The 21,473-nt window shown below is 40.6% G+C and carries 22 protein-coding genes and 2 pseudogenes; 12 read left to right on the top strand and 12 right to left on the bottom strand.

The features are described from left to right. The first annotated feature begins 15 nt into the window (after window positions 1-15). The 3 genes and pseudogenes from L8106_RS18330 to L8106_RS18320 all read left to right on the top strand — a co-directional run. Window positions 16-333: a hypothetical protein gene (locus L8106_RS18330; RefSeq protein ID WP_009785893.1), complete on the top strand. Its 318-nt coding sequence runs from the start codon at window positions 16-18 to the stop codon at window positions 331-333. Between the two features lie 264 nt (window positions 334-597). Beyond that, window positions 598-1,896, top strand: coding sequence for a histidine--tRNA ligase (gene hisS / locus L8106_RS18325; RefSeq protein ID WP_009785892.1), 1,299 nt, complete (start codon window positions 598-600; stop codon window positions 1,894-1,896). A gap of 206 nt (window positions 1,897-2,102) precedes the next feature. Then, a pseudogene (locus L8106_RS18320) lies at window positions 2,103-2,969 on the top strand (RNA-guided endonuclease TnpB family protein); the annotation flags it as partial. Window positions 2,970-3,013: 44 nt separating this feature from the next. Here the strand turns inward: L8106_RS18320 and L8106_RS18315 are convergent. Beyond that, window positions 3,014-4,201 (bottom strand): transposase, encoded by a 1,188-nt coding sequence (locus L8106_RS18315; RefSeq protein ID WP_255348895.1) that lies wholly within the window; start codon window positions 4,199-4,201, stop codon window positions 3,014-3,016. 14 nt (window positions 4,202-4,215) lie between these two features. After that, window positions 4,216-6,030, bottom strand: coding sequence for a group II intron reverse transcriptase/maturase (gene ltrA, locus L8106_RS18310; RefSeq protein WP_050779144.1), 1,815 nt, complete (start codon window positions 6,028-6,030; stop codon window positions 4,216-4,218). A 697-nt stretch (window positions 6,031-6,727) separates the two neighbouring features. Here ltrA and tnpA point away from each other — a divergent pair. Beyond that, window positions 6,728-7,138, top strand: a complete 411-nt coding sequence (tnpA, locus tag L8106_RS18305; protein WP_009785888.1) for an IS200/IS605 family transposase — start codon at window positions 6,728-6,730, stop codon at window positions 7,136-7,138. Between the two features lie 55 nt (window positions 7,139-7,193). Then, window positions 7,194-7,544 (top strand): annotated as a pseudogene (locus L8106_RS30780) (RNA-guided endonuclease InsQ/TnpB family protein); the annotation flags it as partial. A gap of 17 nt (window positions 7,545-7,561) precedes the next feature. Here L8106_RS30780 and L8106_RS18295 read toward each other — a convergent pair. Then, entirely contained in the window at window positions 7,562-8,095 is a 534-nt protein-coding gene (locus L8106_RS18295) for a hypothetical protein (protein ID WP_009785886.1), read from the bottom strand. Then, window positions 8,092-9,450, bottom strand: a complete 1,359-nt coding sequence (gene miaB / locus L8106_RS18290) for a tRNA (N6-isopentenyl adenosine(37)-C2)-methylthiotransferase MiaB (protein WP_009785885.1) — start codon at window positions 9,448-9,450, stop codon at window positions 8,092-8,094. Before miaB ends, L8106_RS18295 begins: the two co-directional genes overlap by 4 nt. Window positions 9,451-9,876: 426 nt before the next feature. Between miaB and L8106_RS33105 the strand changes: the two genes are divergently transcribed. Further along, window positions 9,877-10,050, top strand: coding sequence for a hypothetical protein (locus tag L8106_RS33105; RefSeq protein WP_198012971.1), 174 nt, complete (start codon window positions 9,877-9,879; stop codon window positions 10,048-10,050). On the opposite strand, the gene L8106_RS18285 is transcribed toward L8106_RS33105, so the two are convergent. Together L8106_RS18285 and L8106_RS32360 are read right to left on the bottom strand one after the other, a co-directional pair. After that, a complete protein-coding gene (locus L8106_RS18285; RefSeq protein WP_009785883.1) occupies window positions 10,043-11,197 on the bottom strand; it encodes a DNA cytosine methyltransferase in 1,155 nt (384 codons plus the stop codon). The genes L8106_RS33105 and L8106_RS18285 overlap by 8 nt on opposite strands. Window positions 11,198-11,251: 54 nt before the next feature. Continuing rightward, window positions 11,252-11,410, bottom strand: coding sequence for a hypothetical protein (locus L8106_RS32360; protein WP_009785882.1), 159 nt, complete (start codon window positions 11,408-11,410; stop codon window positions 11,252-11,254). A gap of 20 nt (window positions 11,411-11,430) precedes the next feature. Here L8106_RS32360 and L8106_RS18280 point away from each other — a divergent pair, with 20 nt between their 5' ends. After that, on the top strand, window positions 11,431-11,667 hold the full coding sequence (locus tag L8106_RS18280; RefSeq protein ID WP_232228523.1) for a hypothetical protein: 237 nt from the start codon (window positions 11,431-11,433) through the stop codon (window positions 11,665-11,667). Between the two features lie 124 nt (window positions 11,668-11,791). Here L8106_RS18280 and L8106_RS18275 read toward each other — a convergent pair whose 3' ends face one another. Together L8106_RS18275 and L8106_RS18270 are read right to left on the bottom strand one after the other, a co-directional pair. Beyond that, complete coding sequence (locus L8106_RS18275; RefSeq protein WP_009785880.1) at window positions 11,792-12,016, bottom strand: hypothetical protein; 225 nt, start codon at window positions 12,014-12,016, stop codon at window positions 11,792-11,794. Window positions 12,017-12,019: 3 nt separating this feature from the next. Further along, window positions 12,020-12,493, bottom strand: coding sequence for a type II toxin-antitoxin system VapC family toxin (locus L8106_RS18270; protein ID WP_009785879.1), 474 nt, complete (start codon window positions 12,491-12,493; stop codon window positions 12,020-12,022). 238 nt (window positions 12,494-12,731) lie between these two features. On the opposite strand from L8106_RS18270, the gene L8106_RS18265 reads away from it, so the two are divergent. After that, window positions 12,732-12,926: a hypothetical protein gene (locus tag L8106_RS18265; protein ID WP_009785878.1), complete on the top strand. Its 195-nt coding sequence runs from the start codon at window positions 12,732-12,734 to the stop codon at window positions 12,924-12,926. 455 nt (window positions 12,927-13,381) lie between these two features. Here the strand turns inward: L8106_RS18265 and L8106_RS18260 are convergent, their stop codons facing one another. The 4 genes from L8106_RS18260 to L8106_RS18245 all read right to left on the bottom strand — a co-directional run bounded on the left by L8106_RS18260 (window position 13,382) and on the right by L8106_RS18245 (window position 16,719). Beyond that, window positions 13,382-13,966: a hypothetical protein gene (locus L8106_RS18260; RefSeq protein ID WP_232228522.1), complete on the bottom strand. Its 585-nt coding sequence runs from the start codon at window positions 13,964-13,966 to the stop codon at window positions 13,382-13,384. A gap of 22 nt (window positions 13,967-13,988) precedes the next feature. Next, the gene (locus tag L8106_RS18255; RefSeq protein ID WP_009785875.1) at window positions 13,989-14,660 is read right to left on the bottom strand and encodes a hypothetical protein; all 672 of its coding nucleotides are present in this window, start codon (window positions 14,658-14,660) and stop codon (window positions 13,989-13,991) included. 127 nt (window positions 14,661-14,787) lie between these two features. Further along, a complete protein-coding gene (locus L8106_RS18250; protein ID WP_009785874.1) occupies window positions 14,788-14,982 on the bottom strand; it encodes a hypothetical protein in 195 nt (64 codons plus the stop codon). A 282-nt stretch (window positions 14,983-15,264) separates the two neighbouring features. Continuing rightward, window positions 15,265-16,719 carry a calcium-binding protein gene (locus L8106_RS18245; protein WP_009785873.1) on the bottom strand — a complete coding sequence of 485 codons (1,455 nt, stop codon included), beginning with the start codon at window positions 16,717-16,719 and terminating at the stop codon, window positions 15,265-15,267. Between the two features lie 373 nt (window positions 16,720-17,092). On the opposite strand from L8106_RS18245, the gene L8106_RS18240 reads away from it, so the two are divergent. The 4 genes from L8106_RS18240 (at window position 17,093) to L8106_RS18225 (ending at window position 21,379) form a co-directional block, all read left to right on the top strand. After that, complete coding sequence (locus tag L8106_RS18240; protein ID WP_009785872.1) at window positions 17,093-18,454, top strand: AAA family ATPase; 1,362 nt, start codon at window positions 17,093-17,095, stop codon at window positions 18,452-18,454. 224 nt (window positions 18,455-18,678) lie between these two features. Next, window positions 18,679-19,044: a photosystem II reaction center protein Psb28 gene (psb28, locus tag L8106_RS18235; RefSeq protein WP_039896645.1), complete on the top strand. Its 366-nt coding sequence runs from the start codon at window positions 18,679-18,681 to the stop codon at window positions 19,042-19,044. 17 nt (window positions 19,045-19,061) lie between these two features. Further along, the gene (locus L8106_RS18230; RefSeq protein WP_009785870.1) at window positions 19,062-19,556 is read left to right on the top strand and encodes an ureidoglycolate lyase; all 495 of its coding nucleotides are present in this window, start codon (window positions 19,062-19,064) and stop codon (window positions 19,554-19,556) included. Window positions 19,557-19,729: 173 nt separating this feature from the next. Next, the gene (locus tag L8106_RS18225; RefSeq protein ID WP_009785869.1) at window positions 19,730-21,379 is read left to right on the top strand and encodes an alpha/beta hydrolase; all 1,650 of its coding nucleotides are present in this window, start codon (window positions 19,730-19,732) and stop codon (window positions 21,377-21,379) included. Window positions 21,380-21,473 lie beyond the last annotated feature (94 nt).

The raw sequence follows: 21,473 nt of genomic DNA, 5'->3' as shown, positions 1-21,473 counted from the left end.
CTCACAAAAGCGTTGATGCAGACAGCCAATTCCAAACAACTGCGTTATCAAATCCAATGCCCCCGATTACCGTTCGCCGTCTACCAAGAGGTGGCGGCTCATTTGCGTCAGGTGGAGGGGGTTCAAACTGGTTTAAACCCGATTCAGGGTGTTAGTGAACCCTCACAACCCCCCTCGTTTGACTACGGACGCAGCCAAGTCGAAAGTCTTTGGATAGAATATCAAGACGATATCACTTCCGCGAACCGTCAACAGGTCGATCAGATTTTGGCTTATTATGGCGATCGCTATGGGACATGGGAGGTTTTACAGGGGATAGGGAACAGGGGATAGGGAACAGGGAACAGCGGTGCGACTAGGCGCGATTCTCAATCCGCTCTGCGTAACGCGCACCAAGAGAGGGAACAGCGCTTGCCTTGCGGCCCGGCGGTTTCCGGCGAGAGCAAAGTTTGCAATCTTAGGGAACAGATAGAAGTCAGAAGTCAAAAGAAACGACTGGTCACTAATTACTGATAACTGACAAAACTGGTAACTGTAAACTGTAAACTGCCTTTTGCCTGTTGCATGGTTGCCTACTGATAACTGATAACGGTAAAGATGGAACTAATTCAAGCGATACGGGGAACGCGAGATATTCTGCCCGATGAGGTGGGATATTGGCAATGGGTAGAATCTATTGCTAGGACAATTCTTGGCAAAGCTAACTATCTCGAAATTCGCACACCGATCTTTGAACAAACCAGTTTATTTGAACGGGGGATCGGGGAAGCCACCGATGTGGTGGGGAAGGAAATGTACACCTTTAGCGATCGCGGTGATCGTTCGATTACTTTGCGTCCAGAAGGCACCGCAGGGGTTGTTCGCAGCTATATTGAAAATAAACTTCATGTCGGTGGTGTTCAACGACTTTGGTATACTGGGCCAATGTTTCGCTATGAACGCCCCCAAGCCGGACGACAGCGCCAATTTCATCAGTTAGGTGTGGAGGTTCTCGGAAGTAACAATCCCCGTGCTGATGTGGAAGTGATTGCGATCGCTACTAATATTTTACAAGCGTTGGGTCTAAAAAATCTCCATCTAGACTTAAATTCGGTCGGAGATTTAGAAGATCGGGGGCGTTATCGTCAAGCGTTAATTGATTATCTGACCCCTTACAAGGATGAACTCGATGCTGATTCTCAAGATCGTCTTTCTCGTAATCCTTTGAGAATATTGGATAGCAAGGACAAACGCACTCAAGAAATTACTCAAAATGCACCGAGTATTCTGGATTATTTGGGTGAACAATCTCGCACTCATTTTGACAAGGTACAGCAATTATTAACGGGGTTAGAGATTAGTTATACCCTCAATCCTCGTTTGGTTCGGGGGCTGGATTATTACACGCATACCGCTTTTGAAATTATCTCTGATGATCTCGGCGCCCAAGCAACGGTTTGTGGAGGTGGGCGGTATGATGGTTTAGTTCAAGAACTCGGTGGCCCGGATACTCCGGCTGTGGGTTGGGCGATGGGTTTAGAACGGTTGATTTTGCTATTGCAGCAACTCCAGAATTTACCGCAATCTGAACTTGATTTTTATATCGTTTCTCGCGGGGAATCTGCTGAACCTCAAGCCACAATATTAGCTCAAAAATTACGTCAGGCTGAATTTAGTGTTGAAGTTGATTTGAGTGGGAGTGCGTTTGGGAAACAGTTTAAACGGGCTGATCGCAGTGGGGCGGTGGCTTGTTTAGTGTTGGGAGATGCGGAAGCTGAAAATCAAACGGTGAATTTAAAATGGTTGAAAACGGGAGAACAGGATAAAATTCCTCAATCTGATTTGTTGACCAAAACTGAGGAAATCCGCTCAAAAATTCAAGCTTCAAGATCTTCAGAACCGACGATCAATCCATAAGATGAGGGGCTTAAGCCCCTTGTTTATTTAGGTTGTAATCGGTTAAAATTTTTATAAAAGACTTGATGAATTGCCCCGACTTAGACTTTTTTAACTAAATTTTGCAAGAAGTCCTACTCCAAAAACAGAGTGTTGGAGATGGGATGAATTGCAATTTTGAACTCTTACCACCTTTGTACTCTAGTAGTAAAGAGGAGGTGAATGCAATGCGACATCAAGCCATCAAGGTGAGGTTATATCCGACAACTGAACAAAAGCAGATACTAGCTCAACACTTTGGTTGTTCCCGTTTTTGGTGGAATTATGCGCTCAATTTGTGCATAGAAACATACAAAGCGACGGGCAAAAGCTTGAATCAGTCGGCGTTGAACTCAATGCTTCCTAAGCTCAAAAAGGAAGAAGGAACCACTTGGTTGTCTGAATGCTACTCTCAAGTATTGCAGGCAACTACATTAAATTTGGTGACTGCCTATAAAAACTTCTTTGAAGGTCGAGCAAGATACCCGAGGTTCAAGGCAAAGAAGAATAGGCAGTCAATCCAGTATCCTCAGTCTACAAAAATTGTCGATGCTTGTTTAAAGCTTCCCGGTCGAGTAGGCATCATTAAAGCAAAGCTTCATCGACCAATTGAAGGAAAAATCAAAACCGTAACCGTCAGCACGACTCCATCAGGAAAATATTATGCGTCGGTATTGGTGGAATTAGAAGGGGATAATCAATCGCCTAATAGCGAAGGGAAGGTGGCGGGTATTGACTTAGGACTCAAAGATTTTGCTATCGTTAATGACGGGTTGAAAACATCCAAGTTCGCAAATCCCAAACATTTAGCCAAGCATGAGCGCAACCTAAAGAGAAAACAGCAAAAATTAGCCAAGAAACAGAAAGGAAGTAAGTCCAGAGACAAAGCTAGAAAACTTGTTGCTAGGGTTCACGAACGAATTAGCAATGTCCGTCAAGACTACTTGCATAAGTTGTCTGGACAACTTGTTGACGATAACCAAGTCATCGTAGTCGAATCACTAAATACTAAGGGTATGGTGAGCAACCATAAATTAGCCAAAGCAATTTCTGATGGTGAAGTTCTCCCCCGGTAAATTGAAAATTATACCGGGGGCTTCTAAAATAGAGAAAGCTGAATATACTTTTCTGTTTTAGAAGTTTCCTGCTTCAAAGGCTGTCTATCGACTAAGCCGACCCAGGCAGACAAGACAATACCTGCCTCGTTTAATGCTCGATTTAAGATATTAATCGCCGCATTTTCATCACGATCTAAAACTGTGTTACATTTCGGGCATTCATGTGTCCTGATCGACAAATCCTTCGGCACAATTGCACCACAGGTTGAGCATTCTTGAGTAGTTCTATAGGCAGAGACTTTAACAAAATGAACGCCGCGTTTTACCGCTACTGCTTCCAATATTGTTAAAAATCCTCCCCATCCCGCATCAAGAATAGATTTACCTAAAGGTGTCCGTGCCAACCCTTTAATGTTCAAATCCTCAACAGCAATCAAGTCGTATCGATCAACCAAAGAATGAGCTATTTTATAATGCTGTTCTTTACGTTGTCGCTGTATTTTTTGATGAATTCTTTGAACTCGGTTGAGTTGTTTTAGGTAGTTCTTAGAACGTTTCTGCTTCCTTGATAACCTTCGTTGCGACGTCGCTAGTTGAGCTTGAGCATTACGGTAAAAACGTTTAAAAGGAAAAGTTTCACCAGATGATGTAACAGCTAATTCCTTTAAACCAACATCGATACCAACCCCAGTTTTGATTTGTTCAACTGGTATTAATTCGGGAACAGAATCATCTTTTAAACTGAAAGCAACATACCAACCATCGGCTTTTTTTATAATTGTTGCTGTCTTGATTACAAAACCATTAGGAATAGGTCGATGAACAACAACAGGTATAATACCGATTCGAGTTGTAATGATGTTTTTTCCATCAAACTTTATGGCAGCTTTAGCATGATTTACCCGACTGAAACCAAATGATCTTAAAAAACCTACTTTCTTAAACCGAGGTTTACCACCACGTTTCCCCGACTTGTCCGGGATTAACCAACGTTCCCAAGATTTCTTAAGTCGTTGTAAGTTAATCTGTTGAACTTCAGAATAAATCTCTTTGTAGTCGGGAAAAAGCTTTTTGGTTTCCTTGAGTTCTGATTGCTGAGAGTAATAATCAACTCTTGCAGGGATCTCACCAATAGGGCATGAAACTATCGAGCATCGATCTACATAACAACGGGTTCTCATTAACCAGTCTAGACGCTGACCGAGTGCGTAATTCCAGTGCCGTCGCAACAACTCTAATTAAACTAAGCCAGAGAGTCACCTCTCTGACTCGTCTTCAGAACCGGACGTGAGACTTTCACCTCATCCGGCTCCTCAATGACTTGGCTCTTGTTACGAGTACCTCTTAAACTACCGTCGAAACGGGTCTTTTTATCGTGGCAATGTCTATGCAACAGTTGTAGATTTTTGTGTTCATCCCACCCACCTTTCGACTTAGGGATGATGTGGTCTACTTCCATTACATCTCCAGAACGGAAGTGCAATCCGCAGTGGGTACATTTACCCTTTTGTACCTTCAAAAGTTTTGCAACTCTTGTTGGCATTTCTGGGTTTTTCCCCATTCTTGAACTCCAGTATACTAAGTTTCCGTCATAGGGCGAGGCATTACCTTTTACTTTCACATGGCGGACAATTGGTGTCGCATCATGTTTAAGTAATCGGGCTGTAATTTCTCCATTTTTCATGGAACAGAACACCCAGTTAGCGTTGCCTGTTCTGTGCCAATATTTGTTGGCTACCCATCTTTTGCCCTTGTTTGGGTGACGACTGTTTGCCCAAGTTTCTAGCTTTTGGTACAGGAGGTAGTCTAATTTCTTATAAGCCACCTTGCTTACTTGAGACGCATAGTAATTACTCCATCCTCGGATAATTGGGTTTAGGTGTTTTATTAACGCCTCTTGACTTGCCGATTTGTGAGTATCAATTACTTTTGCGATTTGATCGTAATGTACCTTTATGCTTTTATTACTTGGGGTGATGATGGTCTTAAAACCTTGCTTAGAGTGATATTTTCCGACATTAAATTGCCGGATGTTGACCCCTAGAAAATCGAATCCGGGTTTTTCTTGCTCATACCTATTAAGTGTGTGAGCTAATCTCGTTTTTCTTGGTTTTAATTCCAAACCCATGTCGTTTAACCACTCCGAAATAATTTCTTTACATCTTTGGACAACGGTTAAGTCCTCGTGGAGAATCACGAAGTCGTCGGCGTATCGGATTATATTTAATGAACCGACTTTGCTTTGCCAGCTTACTTGATGACCCTTTTGATTTTGTATGTTGAGGGTTTTTGCGAATTGATTAATCCGATATTCCATTCCGTGAAGGGCAATGTTAGCCAGTAACGGAGAGATGACTCCGCCCTGTGGCGTACCCTCAGATGTTGTGAACAACTCAGTACCATCCATCACTCCCGCTTTTAACCATGATCGAATTTGTCGATACAGGGTAGGGAATGTATTTAATTTTTCTAAGAGTCGTTTGTGGTCAATACAGTCGAAGCATTTTGCGATATCAGCATCTAGCACGAATTTCGGCTTTTTATTGATTGCTGAGAATATTGCTGCAACTGCATCTTGACATGAGCGGCCCGGTCTGAACCCGTATGAGTTAGGCTCAAATTTCGCCTCCCAAAATGGCTCTAGAGCCATTTTGACAAGCGACTGTAATGCGCGGTCATACATGGTAGGTATTCCTAAAGGTCGCTTCTCATCCAACCCTTGTTTGTCTATCCAAACTCTCCGGGTCGGGCTGACCTTTGAACCCAATTTTAGTTTTCCAGTCAAGGCTACTCTTTGCTTTGGGGTCAACGATTTAACGCCGTCCACACCAGCAGTTTTTCTCCCCTGGTTGTCCTGGGTAACTCTACGCACCGCTAAACATCTTGCAGACCAAGACCTCATCAGCGTTTTTTGGAGTCTGCGAACTGCTTTTACATCACCACGATTAGAGGCTTGATAGATACGTTTTTGGAGCTTATAAACACGACGTTCTAGCTTGCGCCAGTTAATCGCATTCCATTCCACCCTAGTGTCATTAATTGAACTGGTTTTAGACATTTGTACTCCTACTTGAGTCTCTATCTTCCAAATCATCGGATGTACGTCAGCATATCTAGATAGTTACTTCTAGCATTCGCTTTTTACATCATCTTTCCTACTAGCAGCATACGGGAACGCACCTACTTGTAAATTGACCTTACAAGAGCATATTAGAGGTTACTTCGTTCCAAATGTTCATATTCTATATACCTTTAGAGTGATGCTTTTCACCGGGTTTTAGGGAAGTGCTGGTCAGTCAAACTGATAATGCTGACTCCATATCCTTTACCTTTTGGTTCCAGCTTATCAGCCTTTTAGCTGGTTATGGATGACGATGATTCGGACGCATCTTCAATGCACGTTACTCATAGGTACTTTGCTCGAAGGGATACCAATTTAGGCTATTAGCTTACCTCCTTTTCATCCCGCTTTAGGCTTTGATGGCTAGTCGCGAACCCAGGGATGATGCTTTCACTACCGCACCTGTAGGGCAGGACTTGGCGAGTATCCATTGATACTTACTTGCACCTGCATGAACATTTAGTTGTAAAGGTTGTTAACCTTCCGGGCAGTCCCCCAAACACGCAAAATGTGTTGGTTTATACCCAACGAATCGCACACCAGTATTCCATCTGGTCGATTTGCTGTTGACTCGGCTTGATTTTGTAGCAGTGAGTGATTATCATAGACCTGATCAGATCATTTACCGCTTTTTATGACAACCAACTACGAAAAAGGTTTTAGGTCTGTCTATTCTCTTGCCGCTCACATGGTTTTGGTGACAAAATACCGTAAAAAAGCCATTTCACAACAGATGCTAGATAGGTTAAACATAATATTTAATGAAACCTTCCAGAAGTGGGGATGTAGATTAATTGAATTCAACGGAGAAAGTGATCATGTTCACTTACTGTTCACCTACGCCCCTCAAGTTCATCTAAGTAAATTAATCGCTAACTTGAAAACAGTATCTAGTCGATTAATCCGAAAAGAATATCCTGAACATCTGGCTAAGTTTTACAAAAAGCCAGTTTTCTGGACTGGCTCATACTTTCTGGCTTCTTGTGGAGGCGTAACTGTCGAACAGTTAAAAAAATATGTCGAAGATCAAGACCCTATCCGATAATTCCCCACCCGTTAAACCCGGAGGGTTATAACGGGCGACCCCTTATCGGCAGACAGTTGGATGGGGAACGTTTGTCAACTTCTTGTCTTATAAGCTCGAGAAAGAGGGCAAGGTATTGATAGAAATTGATCGATGGTTTCCCAGTTCAAAACTCTGCTCAAATTGTCATTATCAAATTGGTGAAATGCCGCTAGAGATCAGAAGTTGGACTTGTCCAAATTGCGGCACTCATCACGACAGAGACGAAAACGCGGCGATAAATATCAGAGCAGAAGGCATTAGAATTCTATCAGTCTCGGGAACCGGGACTGCTGCTGAGGTCGGGGAAGTCAGACCAAAGCCGGGACGAAAGTCTAAGCTGAGGCGTTCCCCTGCGAAATCAGAAGCCCACGCCATAAGCGAATAGCGTTGGTGATGGGTAGTTCACCCTTGATTAAAAACATTCACTGAAATCGGCTGAACAAAGCGACGATTTGCCCGCACAAAACAATTACTTGGGCCGTTTTCTCCGGCGATATTTTCTACATACATCCAGGGGTTTTGTTTGGTATCATAAACCACCCCAAATCCAGCAGGACCCGGATTAATTTCAAAGTCTTGTCCTTGTTTCAAAGCCCCAACTACAGGCCACTTTCCAATATTAAATTCAACCGAATTGCGAGGATCAATCAGTTGTTCGTAGGTTAGATCGAGAGAATGACAATTCAACCCATTGGGGTCAGCATCAACAGCTTCCCAAGTCATCTGAGATGAACGACGATAATCACCATTTTCTATGGGTTGAGGTAAACTGGGAACCGAGTTTTGATCAAAGAAAGCCGTTTTTGTCGGATTTTGTTTAAAGACCAAAGATGAACTTTCACAAGCCATCGTTCCCATCCAAATTACACCCAACATTAACAACGCACTTAACTTGCGAACGTTGCTAGGATTTGCTTTAATAATTTTAGTAATCATCGGCTTAAACATAACTCAATTGCTTCAGCAGTGAGGCTAAACGGCCGCACTTCTGTTACTTTCACTTTCAAGACTTTACCCTTCAATTCCGCAAGATTTCCCACAAAAAAGGTTAAACGGTTTCCCCGTGTCCGTCCCATCACCTGAGAGGGATCTCTGGGGTTTTCCCCTTCTACTAACACTTCTTCAATGCGTCCGAAGTACCGTTGTGATCGTTCAGCAGCTTTTACCCCAACTAAATGATTTAATTGTTGTAAACGATCTGCTTTTACGTCATCTGGAACTTGATTTTCCCACAACGCCGCCGGGGTTCCTGGACGCGGTGAATAAGCCGCAGTATTCAACAAATCAAATCCGATATCATCAACCAACTTTAAAGTATTTTCAAACTGTTCTTCGGTTTCACCCGGAAACCCAACAATTGCATCGGCACTAATAGACGCATCCGGCATATATTCACGAACAGTATTAATAATGCGACGATATTTTTCGTGAGTATATCCCCGTGACATCGCCTTCAAAATTTGGTTATCACCCGACTGAAACGGAATGTGAAAATGTTCACAAACTTTAGGAAGTTCTGCACAAGCTTTAATCAAACGTTCGGTAAAATAACGAGGATGACTGGTAGCAAACCGCAAACGTTCAATTCCGGGGACATCGTGAACAAAAGACAACAAATCGGTTAAGGTATGTTTGTGGCGTCCTTCAGGTGTAGAACCGGGTAAATCTCGCCCATAAGCATCAATATTTTGACCTAATAATGTGATTTCTTTATAACCCAAACGCCCTAATTCTTCCATTTCGCTGCGAATGGCTTCGGGAGTTCTTGACTGTTCAATTCCGCGTACATTCGGAACCACACAATAAGTACAGCGTTCATTGCAGCCATAAATCACATTCACCCAAGCCGTAACATTACTATCTCGACGAGGTTTTGTGATATCTTCAACAATATGAATCGGTTCAGTGGCAACAACTTGATTCCCCTCATCAACCTGTTCTAATAATTCTTGTAGACGGTTGGCGTGTTGTGGCCCCATGACTAAATCCAGTTCAGGCACCCGTCTGAGTAGCGTTTGACCTTCTTGTTGGGCGACACATCCGGCGAGAATTAGGGTTAAATTGGGTTGTTTGTGTTTACGTTTGGCTTGTCTTCCCAAATAGGAATAGACTTTGTGTTCAGCGTTGTCGCGAATGGTACAAGTATTGTAGAGAACGACATCCGCTTCGTTGGGGTCTGCGGTGAAAAGTAACCCCATTTCTTCTAAAATTCCAGCCATGCGTTCTGAGTCGGCTTTGTTCATTTGACAGCCGAAGGTGGTGATGTGATAGCGACGGGGAGTTGTAGTCATTTTATCGTTAATTTTCAGATTCGCCTCGCAAACAAGAGGATGTATTTTGCTACCGATTGATGAGTTTAGTCTTTATATTATAGTTCAAAGCTGTCTAATTTGTATTAAAGTAATTGAAATTTTTAGATCAAAGCGCAGGGATAGGTCTAAAATAACATGGATTTGATATACACGCATCAGTTGATTCTGCCAGAGTCTATCATCTCTAAGTTTGCATAACGTATTTAACCTCAAGCTGAAATTGAAGGCAAATGAATTATACTAGAAACAATATTCTGGAGGATTCTGAGTTGCAGAACTGATTGATATTGCCAGAAAATAAATATCAAAAAAAGCTCAGTACAAATCATTTGAAAATCTTGTATAATTCAAAGTTGTGACAATGACATTGATGTGATTAAAAATTTTACGACAAAGGACAGAGATATGTCTAAAATGAAATGGATTCGATATACACCCATTGGTTTACTGATTCTGGGTTCACTAACATTGACAACAGTTCAGACTCATTGGGAATTATCAATTTTGACGGGAGTATTCTTGGCGATTATTTCTAAAGGAATGAGGCGTCCGCGTTCTAATAAAACGGAGATTAATTGATCAAGGGTGACTGGGCTGAGTTTCGGTAAGAAAATGCTTTAGATCGAATTTCAGAAATATCTTGAATAAAGTCTGTTTTTTCGAGTTGATGTTTTTGTTCATCTAAGCTTAAAATTCCTTCTCCAATAGCTTTAGCGAACAGGGGCGGAACTGCATTGCCAATTTGTCTCCATTGTTGGGTTAGGCTTCCTTTGAAAATAAACTCGGGGGGGAAAGATTGAATTGCTGCTGCTTCTCTAACGGTTAAATAGCGATGTTCTGTGGGATGATAGTAAGTGGTGCGACTGGTGTTGATGGTGTTAGAAACGGCGTTTCTATCCAATCGTTTTAATTTGGTTTCTCGAAACCGTTGTTCTCGTAAATTCTCCCAATCTACATTAAACCACAGTTCACGGGGAAGATAGGCTAATTCATCTTTTTGATAGCGAATTCCTTGTCCTTCTGGGATGTGATGAATTCGTTTTCGTTCAAGTTCGTTAGTAATTTTTGCGGTTTGAATATCGTGGTTAAACGTTGTATTTTGACAGGCTAACAAGTTCTCAAACGCCCAACCAACCGTTCTCGCTGCGGGTAAATTTTCGCTATCTTTGGGAGAATCTTTAAACTGTTTTTGGGGATAACAATTTTGAACCCCAAACCGATTTCCGAGAAAGATTGTTCGTCTTCTCGCTTGAGGAACTCCGTAATGATGGGCGGCTAAAACTCTGACTTCGATAGTATATCCCAACTCCGCAAAAGAATTCAGAATTAATGAAAGGGTGGGTTCGTTGTTTCGAGACAGTAACCCTGTGACATTTTCCATGATTAAATAATCCGGTTTAAAAGCGGTAACAATTCTCAGAAATTCAAAGAATAAAAAATTGCGTTTGTCGCGGTTATCGTTCGCCCCAATCGTTGAAAAACCCTGACAGGGAGGCCCACCACAAATTAAATCAACGGTTTGATTGTCAATTTGTTCGTAAATGTCTTCTAGTGTAATTTCTCGCAAATCTCCACAAATAATATTAGCGTGATGATGATTGGCTTGAAAAGTTTCTAAAGAGGCTTTATCCTGGTCAATTCCTAATATACATTCAAACCCCGCTTGTTCTAAACCGCAGGACATTCCTCCCGCACCTGAAAACAAATCAATAAACATTTTAGCCATTGCAAAAAATCAAAGATAAACTCATGTATTACCATAATAATATTATCCGATCACTCAAAAATTCGGTAACTTCTGAGAAATACTCAAAAACCCAGTTGCTAACGGATTTCCCCCAAAAATAGCGTGATCGCAGTTATTTTGAGGAGGGGTTGAAAAGTGCGATCGCCGACATTTAAAACTATGATAGAATTGGGGAATATCCCTGAGTTTCATTATGCACCTCATCACAAGCAATGAAGAGAGTAAAAATGTTGAGGATTGATGAGACTCAAAAATTGTGGCAGCGCCGGGCGACGAAATTAGTCATTCCCCGCGATGAAGTGAGTTATCAATATCTGGTTGATTGGCTGGATAAATTAATTGATGAAGTGGGGGAAATTGAACAGCATCCCCTGGCTTCACTGATGGAGATTATCGGCGTTTTAATTGAACAGTATGAAAATGATCATGTTGCTGAACTTCAAGACTGATGGTTGACCCAGAAGCGATGAGTTAAAACGTTTCATTTCTGAGAATTGAGCGGAATTTTTTTAGCAATCCCGAGCCGATTCGATCACTTGTTGCTACGCGATCAAGACTCAAACAACCTAACGGCTAAGTTGATGATGGGTGGCTGTTTTCCTTTGTTTCACCATCAAGATAGGGTCTACTCCAACGACTTTTTACTCCGGGTTTGCGCGACAAAGTAACAACTTCTTTGCCGCTTTCTGCTTGCTTTTTGCGTAGGTCTTCAAATATGGCATTCAAATCGTAGTTGAAAGACTTGGCATAGTTATCACGAATTTGGTGAATTTCTTCGACAATTTCATCTTTCCACATGGACTAATCTCCCATCAGTTCGTTGGGCGTACATAGAACAGGCAGAACATAGCCAAAATCAAGACTAATTTCTGCTAGTTTTCCTTGAAGTTGAGCATTGGCGATGTGCTTGCAGTTCCATGTTAACAAATAATCCATGCCGTGAACGGTTGCGGCAGCGATGTGGATCGCATCTATCTTGGCTTTAGGGGGCAAATTGGTTCGGGCTAAAAATTGTGCTGCCAAGCCTTGTACCGCCTGATTCAAGGCTAGCAAAGGAAAATTACCTAAAATTTGTAGTCGTTGGGCGGCGATCGCCGGATCTCCTTGTGCTACTTCGTCTAAAACAGCTTCTGATGTATAGAGAGTGAAAGCGTTTCGGCGCAGTTCCCACCAGTCCCTTGTAATCTCCATGTTTGCAGCGATAATCAAGTTTTTGGTTGATCTGGCGGTTAGATACCCCAAGATACTTGTTTCGATATAAACCGTTTCACTCATTATAGATAAAGGTCAACTCACTCTATTTTATGCTAGGGCGATCACTGCAAGTACAAAGAAAGCGGGTTTCTAGGGAAATCTCGATGAGGATACAAAATTTCCCGCACAAAACCCAGTTTTTACATTTATGCTACAACCTTTGGAGAATTTGTGTGATCACCGTAATATGATTTATTATAAATAACTTAAATTAACATTGAGCGTTGTTAAAATAATATCAAGCGAACCGAGTAAAATCATGGCAGAACATACCATTACCCTATCTGAAAAAACTTACCAAGCTCTCTTAGAAGTTGCCCAAAAACAAGGTTTAACCCCTGAAAATTGGATTGTAAATCAACTTTCTCAGTCCCAGCCTGAAACCGAACCTTTATCGGAAAAAATAGGGGATTTAATTGGGACGATTGATAGTCAAGTTGAACCTCATGTCTAATGGCTCTAATTCTTTCTATATCAGTCTTGGAAAAGATTGGACGAGAACGCAGTATATTATTAGATTCAGGATTCTCAGCAACTGATATAATTCCCAATTGACAAACTCTATCCATACAGTTTGGCTGTGTATTTAAGGAAACTGCAAACCGTCCAGGGATAGTTGTAACAACTTGGGGATAAATTGGTATATTTCTGATATTTACCCTAGAAGGTAAACGCAGCACCATTCCTTTAGGAAGTTGATTTTGAATATCTCTGAGAATTGGTGTAAATATCGGTGCAGGTTCAGAATTTACCGAAACGTTTTTTGTTAATAAAACTGTACTGAAAAGCACCAAAGAGGTCACTGTAGCCAAAAAGTTTCTCTTTTGTTTTCTCATACCTTTTCTCTCTTTTTGCTGTTAGGTACCAATATAAAATCATATTTCCTCGCCCTTGATGTTGTAGTAAACTTTATGAGCATCCTTCAATAAATTCAACTTCAGGAAGTTGACCCGATCTAAAAGACCGAACAAAACCTTCTTTATCTGTTTCAAAAATAAGACGATAATTTTTATCTGAGACAGAAGTAGGAATAAATGTTAAAGCATTACCCATTCCAAAAGTCTTAGTTACTTGAATTTGCCCAGGATAAAGCGAGTAGATTCTTTGCTCCGTATCTCCAATTTTTGCTCCACTAACGGTTGTAATCCGTTGATTACTAATACCAACTGTGGCAATTTTACCGTTTCTGACCATAAAACTAACTCCTTCTGGCCCTCCCTGTGGTTTATAGTAAAAACAGCCATATCTTTCTCCACCACTGTTTCCTTTAATCAAAGGAGTTCCTGCGGCACTGTAAGCTTCAGCAATTGTCATTCCGGCTCGTACTGAGCCAATCCCATAAATAGACACTTTGGATTGTTCTGTTAATTTAGCTTGAGCATTAACGGAAGCGATCGCCATACATAAGATCAAGGCTAATCCAATCAGAGAAAGACTGAAGTAGAATAGTGTTCGAGAAAGAGGTTGATTTTGATGAAAACAGAATATTTTCATTGGATTTAAGTAGAATAAAAGGCTAAATCAGAGATAACGAGGAAACTACTACATTGAATGCTTGTTGATCCACTTGAGAAATTTGTTCTCCATAGGTAAAAAAGGAAACTGTGATTTTATTTTGCTGATTGGGTGTTAGAAAACTTGCTTCTAAAGAAGTATCAAGATTGTCGCTTCTACCCATTATTGACTTAACGACATAAACCATACCTTTTTGATTAGCAATTGTTGTTGGTCTGATATTTTCTAAACGGATAATTGTTCGTCCTATTTCAGGAAGAAGGGAAGTATTAGATGGAGAAGTTTCTATTCTTATCGCTATAGGTAGAGTTCGATGACCCCCACCTCTTATTCTATTACGTTGATAACAATCCATTACATGATCATCTGCTGGATTATATAACAATATTAAATTATTATCTCGTGGATTTTCTTCTAATCGATAGTTAACGGGCTTATTAAATGAAATACCCAAGCGTGAAACTGTTACTCTTTCTGTTTCTTTTGCTGGTGGTATACGGGGAGGATCTGGACAGGGATCTGGAGCTTGGGCTAATTGGGTATTTTCAGCGAAATATTCAGGTTTTATCTGTGCTAATCCTGGTAATAATATAGTCAGCATTGTTGTAGAACTGACTAAAATAGTCAAAGTTAATCGCTTGTATTTAGGAATATTAATCTTAGTCGTTTTCATGGTTTTATCCTCCTGATTAGTGAATCATAGTTTTATTTAAGTCGATCAGTATGTGGCAATCTCATTGATTTTAATTTTGTTATTTCTGGTTGATTAGGATTAGCAAAGCTAACTCTATATTCGGTCATCAGTCTGCATAGGACCAATAGCTTTGACTACTGACCTTAAATTCTGCTTGGTAGAAAATCCTGAATCTATCGTATTGCCCTAAATTTTGATTTTGATTACACTTATTATCTATATAAATAGTATTTGCTCTAGCTGGGTTAATTCCTCCAATCATCAAGCTAAATGCTAAGGATAAAATAAATTTGTTTTTCATGGATTCTCTCCTAAAATATAGAATTACTAAATCATTCTTATCTTGCAGAATCTTCTAAAGTAGCAGTTGCTTTTTCTCTTAATTGCCAAGAGTAATCTAGGTCACTTGCTCTGGCAAATATATTGAATGTTTTCATTTAACTATATCTAGAGAATTAAACTCAAAAAATTATCATCACTTTCCAATCAAGTTTGTAGGTTAGGTGAAACGCAGTGAAACCCAACATTAATCAGAGATAGTGGTGTTGGGTTTCGTTGCCTCAACCTAACCTACAGGAATGGTTTAAGCAGTGGCAGTCAGTTGTAAAGTGTATCTCGTGTCTACATCGTTATAACGCGGATAAACTCTGACAAAATAAATTCCTGCACCCAAACTTCGGCTTATTGATTCTTCTGCATCACTCCAGTTATTTGAAGTTTCTATCACTCGTCCGAGGTTAGAAGTACCATCTAAATTGTCTTCGCCCAAGTATAGCTGAACTGTGGCATCTTGCTCAAGATCCCCAAGAACTAAATTAAAATCCTTTACTTCGTCCAGCAAAAAACCATAGTAATCATTGCTATCAGCAGTCCCTACAAAATCAGTAAAGGTACGAGTGCCATTGAGAGAACCCAAATTGAGGAAACTCAAGCCATCCTGGGGACTATCAGTGATACCAGTAGGAGTTGCAGTTAATCTTAAGTTGTATCTCGTGTCTACATCATTATAACGGGGATAAACTCTGACAAAATAAGTTCCTGCGCCCAAACTTCGGCTTATTGATTCTTCTGCATCACTCCAGTTATTTGAAGTTTCTATCAGCTGTCCGAGATCAAAAGTGCCATCTAGATTTTCTTCGCCCAAGTATAGCTGAACGGTAGCATCTTGTTCGAGATTAAAGAGGTCTAAATCAAATTCATGTACTTCACTCAGCGTAAAACGATAGTAATCATCGCTATCAGCAGTACCTACAAAGTTATCAAACTCACGAATTCCACTAAATAAGCCCAGGTCGCCAGCAGTTTCCGGTGTATTACCTGGTTCAATTGAGACTGGCGGTGGTGGCGGTGGGGGTGGTGTTTCTTGTCCGGCTGCGATAAAGTCATTGCTATTAATAGAAGAAGAAATCACACCATTGAGAATTGCCACAACTTCACCATTGCTGAGAATTTCTGTATTGGCGCCAGAACCGCGAACCTCTAAATCAGCAAAGGTAACACCTGCGGGGAGACGCATCTTATCGATACCGGGTTGGAAATCAGTAATCACATCCTGGTCAGCCCCCGATGATGCCAGGATAAATTGATTAGCACCACCACTACCTGTTAAAGTGTCTAATCCTTTATCACCGGAGACAATGCTATTTCCAGAGCCTCCAATAACCACATCATTACCCGCGCCGCCATACAAACTATCGTTTCCCGGCCCTCCAATTAAAGTATCATTTCCGAAATTACCAAATAAAATACTGTTACCACCACCAGCTTCTAGGAAATCATCTTCTTGACCACCAAAGAGGGTATCATTTCCACCCCCGCCAATAATGGTGTCACTGCCTTGGTTTCCGTAGAAAATACGTCCAGTATTGTCGTTGAGTAAATTATCGTCTCCCTGCAAAAGTGCGATCGCATCTGGAAAAGGTGAAGCGCTGAAATAGGCAAGTTGATCTGGGGGAAGCTGAGACATGATAATAGAGTCGTTCCCAGTCGTAGCTATACCCAAATCCAACCCGTTTTCGGTGATGATATCAGAAAGCATAATGATATTTCCTTCAGAGTTTAAAGAATTTACAACAGTCAAAAGACAGGATAGATAATGGTGTGTTAACTATTTTTCTTCACTGAATTCAGACCCGTGTTCGCCTGAACCAGAGTAAGTTTTGATTAAAATTGACAGTTAAAATTAAAAGGATTTAATCCTAATTAATTGATGCAGAGTTGTATTTCCCCATGTCTATTATTGTCTGAATTTATTCCAACTTTGGCAACCCCATAAAAGTGGGATTTAGGGGGGATTTATTAAGGGGTTAAAAGTACAAAAAGGGGAAAAGGTGGGATTTGGTGGTTAAAAGGGGGATAATGTGGGATAATTGACAGTTACAGGAGGCAAAACTACAACCCCATTTACAGCTATGGAGATGCAAGAAGCTTTGCAGTGGACAGACCATCTGATATTTACCACGACAGGGAAGCATCTGGACTCGCTGCAACGGGCTATTTTGGAGGGGGTATGGGAAGGGAAAGGATATAAGGATATCGCTGAGAAATACCACTGTAGTGGCGATCATGTGAAAAAATCTGCATCGGAATTATGGAAACTCCTGTCGGATTTGTTGGGAGAAGATGTTAAAAAAAAGAATGTGCGATCGCTGGTTGAAAATGGGGTATTTTCTTATTACAATGATGGGATACAAATTGGCAATCAAATAAATGTCTGTAACGACCCAGAAAATCCCTCAAAAAAACCCAAAAACCGATCACCTTCCACCCCAAAAAAAGAATCTCAACCCCACCACGATCTCAGCCAAGCGCCAGAAAATATTCGATTCTACAACCGCACCGACGAACTGGCTACCCTCAAACAGTGGATATTAGAAGAAAATAGCCGTATTATCACCATAACCGGATTATCAGGTATTGGGAAAACCGCCCTCGCTAGACAACTGGTTGAACAAATAAAAGACAACTTTGTTCGCATTTTATGGCGCAGTCATCGTAAATTTCCCACTCTGAACGCTCTACAAACTAATCTCATCGAATTTCTCGCCCCACCCGCACCCAGTCAAAACCGATCAATTATTAATTACTTCAACTCGCGTAGTTCCATCTTAGACTATCTGAGAAATTACCGTTGCTTAATTATCCTCGATGACTTACAAGAAACATTAACCCCTGGTGAATTCGTCGGACATTATCGCCCAAAATATCAAAACTATGGTCAATTACTCAACGAAATTGGACAATTAAACCACAACAGTTGTCTACTTCTCCTCAGTTGGGAAAAACCATTAGAAATTGCGACTTTAGAAGCTGAAAATATCTACTGCAAAACTTTACAAATTCCCGGCTTAGGGAAATCGGCTAGCCAACTTTTAACCGCCAGAAAACTCCAAGACAAAAATCAATGGTCACGGCTAATTGAACTTTACAATGCTAACCCTTTATGGTTAAATATAATTGCGACTGCTATCCTCGATTTATTTAACGGTAGCGTCAAACAATTCCTCTCCTATTCTACCCTGTTTTTGGGAGATTTAGAACCTATCCTCAAACAACATTATCAACGTCTATCAGAATCCGAGAAAATCCTCATTAACTGGTTAGCAAACCAATACCAACCCGTAGATATCAGCCATAAACCCCCCGAACTTTTATCAGACTCCGATTTTTTTAAAGCGATACAATCCCTGAGAAAACGGAATTTACTCGATAAATCTTCGACTTTAACCCTACAACCCGCGATTAAACAATACATTAATAACTTGAGTGTTTAGGCTGATAAAAAACGGGTTTTATCGTTCAATATCGGCGAGACAGAATTTCTAAAAACTTATAGTTTTGGAGTGGAATCCTTAACCGGCTTTCTTGAATTCACCTAACTCAACTCAAAAACCTGGTTTTTACTCAAGTCTAACTTATAAAAACTTATTATTTTAAAGTTTAATCTTCGTCTAAAAGTTTGATAAACTTAAAGTATAAGTCTATGCTGGTGGTAGATGTGTCTACATCCATCCAATTTATAAAAGGACTCGACGAAGAAATTAGTGGAGTCAGTCTTCGCAAAGTGCGTAACTCTGAGAAAAAAATTGTGGTGTTAACGTTTGAGCGTTTACAAGCAGTCGAACAACTCCGAGCTTATCGCAAACAAATCACAAACTTATGGTTACGGGATGAAGAAGGCGAGATTAAAGTTACCCCAACCGGAGTGAAATTTTTCTATGTCGGAGATGATGAACTTTCCAAAGTCGAATGTACGTTTGAAGTTGAATCTGAAGAAATCTTTGAACGGGTGATGCGATTTTTAAACCGTTACGCCGAAGAAAACGGTTTTGAATATCAATCAAGTTCTGATCAATCCAATTAAATATTAGAGGAAAATTAATGCGTGAATCAATTCCCGTTCAACAACTCACTGCTGAATGGATTACCCCGGAAACATTTAAACCCTACGGACAAGTCATTTCCGCCTCAACAGACGGCAAAACTTATGATGAAACCGATGCTCAACTGAATCTAGCAAACGGTATACCGAGATTTTACATCATGCGGCTAGATAAAAGAGGTCGCCAATTTAACAAAATTACCCGTCATATTGAATGTACTCAATGTTTGGGGTCATTAGAAGGAAAAGACTGGTTAATGGCCGTTGCGCCGCCTTCAGATAGCGATGAACCCGATATCAACAAACTCAAGGCATTCCGTATCCCTGGCAACTGTTTTATTAAGCTAGAAGTTGGAACTTGGCACGCTGGGCCATATTTTGAGCAGGATGTAATTGATTTTTATAATCTAGAATTAAGTAATACAAATATTGTTGATCATTTCAGTTACAATTTTATCAAAAGTAAAAACTTACAATTCGAGATAGTTATTTAAACCTAGACAAAAGAAAAAAGAGCTTGAAAATTCAATCAAATGGTGACTTTAGATACCATTATTAAATATTTATTATTGAAAGATAAACCAAACGTTATAGTTCACAATTTTCTCCGAGTCAATCAATTAAGATAAAGATATAAGCTGTCAGACTCAAATAAGAGCTTAAAACTATGGGTTGGTTAAAATCTCTCGCCTTAAGTATTGTGCCTGCTGTATTGGTTGCCTTACCTGTAAGGGCTGCTGAAACGATTGTGTTTCCAGTCGGAAAAATGAATTTAGAGATTTCCCTCAACACCTTAGAAAATTATGCTGAAACGGGTTTACTCCCCGATAATCAACCTCTAGAAACCTATCTCAACTGGTTCACCCCGAGTGAACAACGACAAGTCAGAGAATTATTACGAACTCGTTACTCTTTTGATACCAAAGCGGCAACCCAACTCTTAAAATCTCCTATGGTTGCTTCTTTTCTAGAATACCTGGGGGGTTTGATTCAAAGTGAGTTTGGAGAAAACGGTTCAGAGGCGATTTATGATGCAATAATTGCAGCAACCGCTACAGATCCTGAAGGCTTCAATATTATTGAAATTTTGCGCCAATTCCCCGCAGAAACCATTCATCTCGATCTCGAAGAAGCCCTCGATACAATGGTACGAGTCGTCTCTTTAGTTCGTCAAACAGACACCGTGATTACCTCTTTAGAACAATTGGCTTTATCTGAAGTCACGGCTTCTAGTGGGGTTGATTTTAATCAGATACCTGACTTACGCCAACGCGGATCAATTGAAGTTTCCAAACAAACATTATCTTTATTTGATTGGCAGAGAAATCGTCAATTTGAGGCGGATCTTTATCTCCCCAATCAGGTTGCAGAAAATATCGCAACCGAAAAATCAACTCCAGTTATTGTTATTTCTCATGGTTTAGCTTCTGAACGTTCTCGCTTTGAAGACTTAGCAAGACATCTCGCTTCTTATGGGTTTGCGGTTGCAGTTCCTCAACATCCGGGTAGTGATTATCAAGCGCTACAACAACTACTCGCAGGTGAGAGAAACGATATCTTTGAAGTGAATCAATTTATTGATCGTCCTCACGATATTTCCTACTTACTCAATCACCTAGAACGGTTAAACAAAAAAGAACTCAAGAATCAGTTAAACTTAGAACAAGTTGGGGTTTGGGGTCATTCTTTTGGGGGATACACAGCCCTGGCGTTAGCAGGAGCAACCATTGATTTTGAAAAATTACAAGCTGATTGTACACTGGAAAATAAAATTGTTAACCCCTCAATGTTTTTGCAATGTCGGGCTTTAGAATTGCCTCAAAGTGAGTATCAATTCCGCGATCCGCGTGTAAAAGCAGTTGTCGTTCTCAACCCAGTTAATAGTGGTGTTTTAGGTCAATTAGGATTAAGTCAAATTTCGATTCCGGTGATGATGGGGGCGAGTAGTGGTGATTTATTAGCACCTGCTGTGATAGAACAAATTCAAACCTTTACTTGGCTCACGACATCTAATCGTTATTTAGTTATTAAACGCGGCGATAGTCACTTTTTTGATGTCAATCAATCGAATGTGAGTGAAATTCCTGGAATGGGTGGATTATTATCGCCAGGAGTTGAAGTCACACGCAACTATATGAATGCTTTGAGTGTGGCGTTTTTTGGAACCTATGTGTCTGAAGATCTAGAATACAAACCCTATCTGCAAGCGGCTTATGGTCAAGAAATTGGAGAAGCACCCTATACGTTGAGTGTGCTAAAGTCTCTCACTCCTACAGAATTTTCTCAGGTGGTGAGTGGCAATATTCCGAGGAATTAGTCGTTATATTTTGCCCAGTGAACGTGAGCGATATCCTGGGCAGTTTGCGATCTTCAAGGGAGATCGAGAAAGCAGAAAACACTTTTTTACTTTT

Origin of the sequence: Lyngbya sp. PCC 8106 (assembly GCF_000169095.1) — a bacterium.
Taxonomy (GTDB): domain Bacteria; phylum Cyanobacteriota; class Cyanobacteriia; order Cyanobacteriales; family Microcoleaceae; genus Capilliphycus.
Note: the sequence above shows the minus strand (reverse complement) of the source record. Positions and strands in the feature narration are given on the sequence as shown.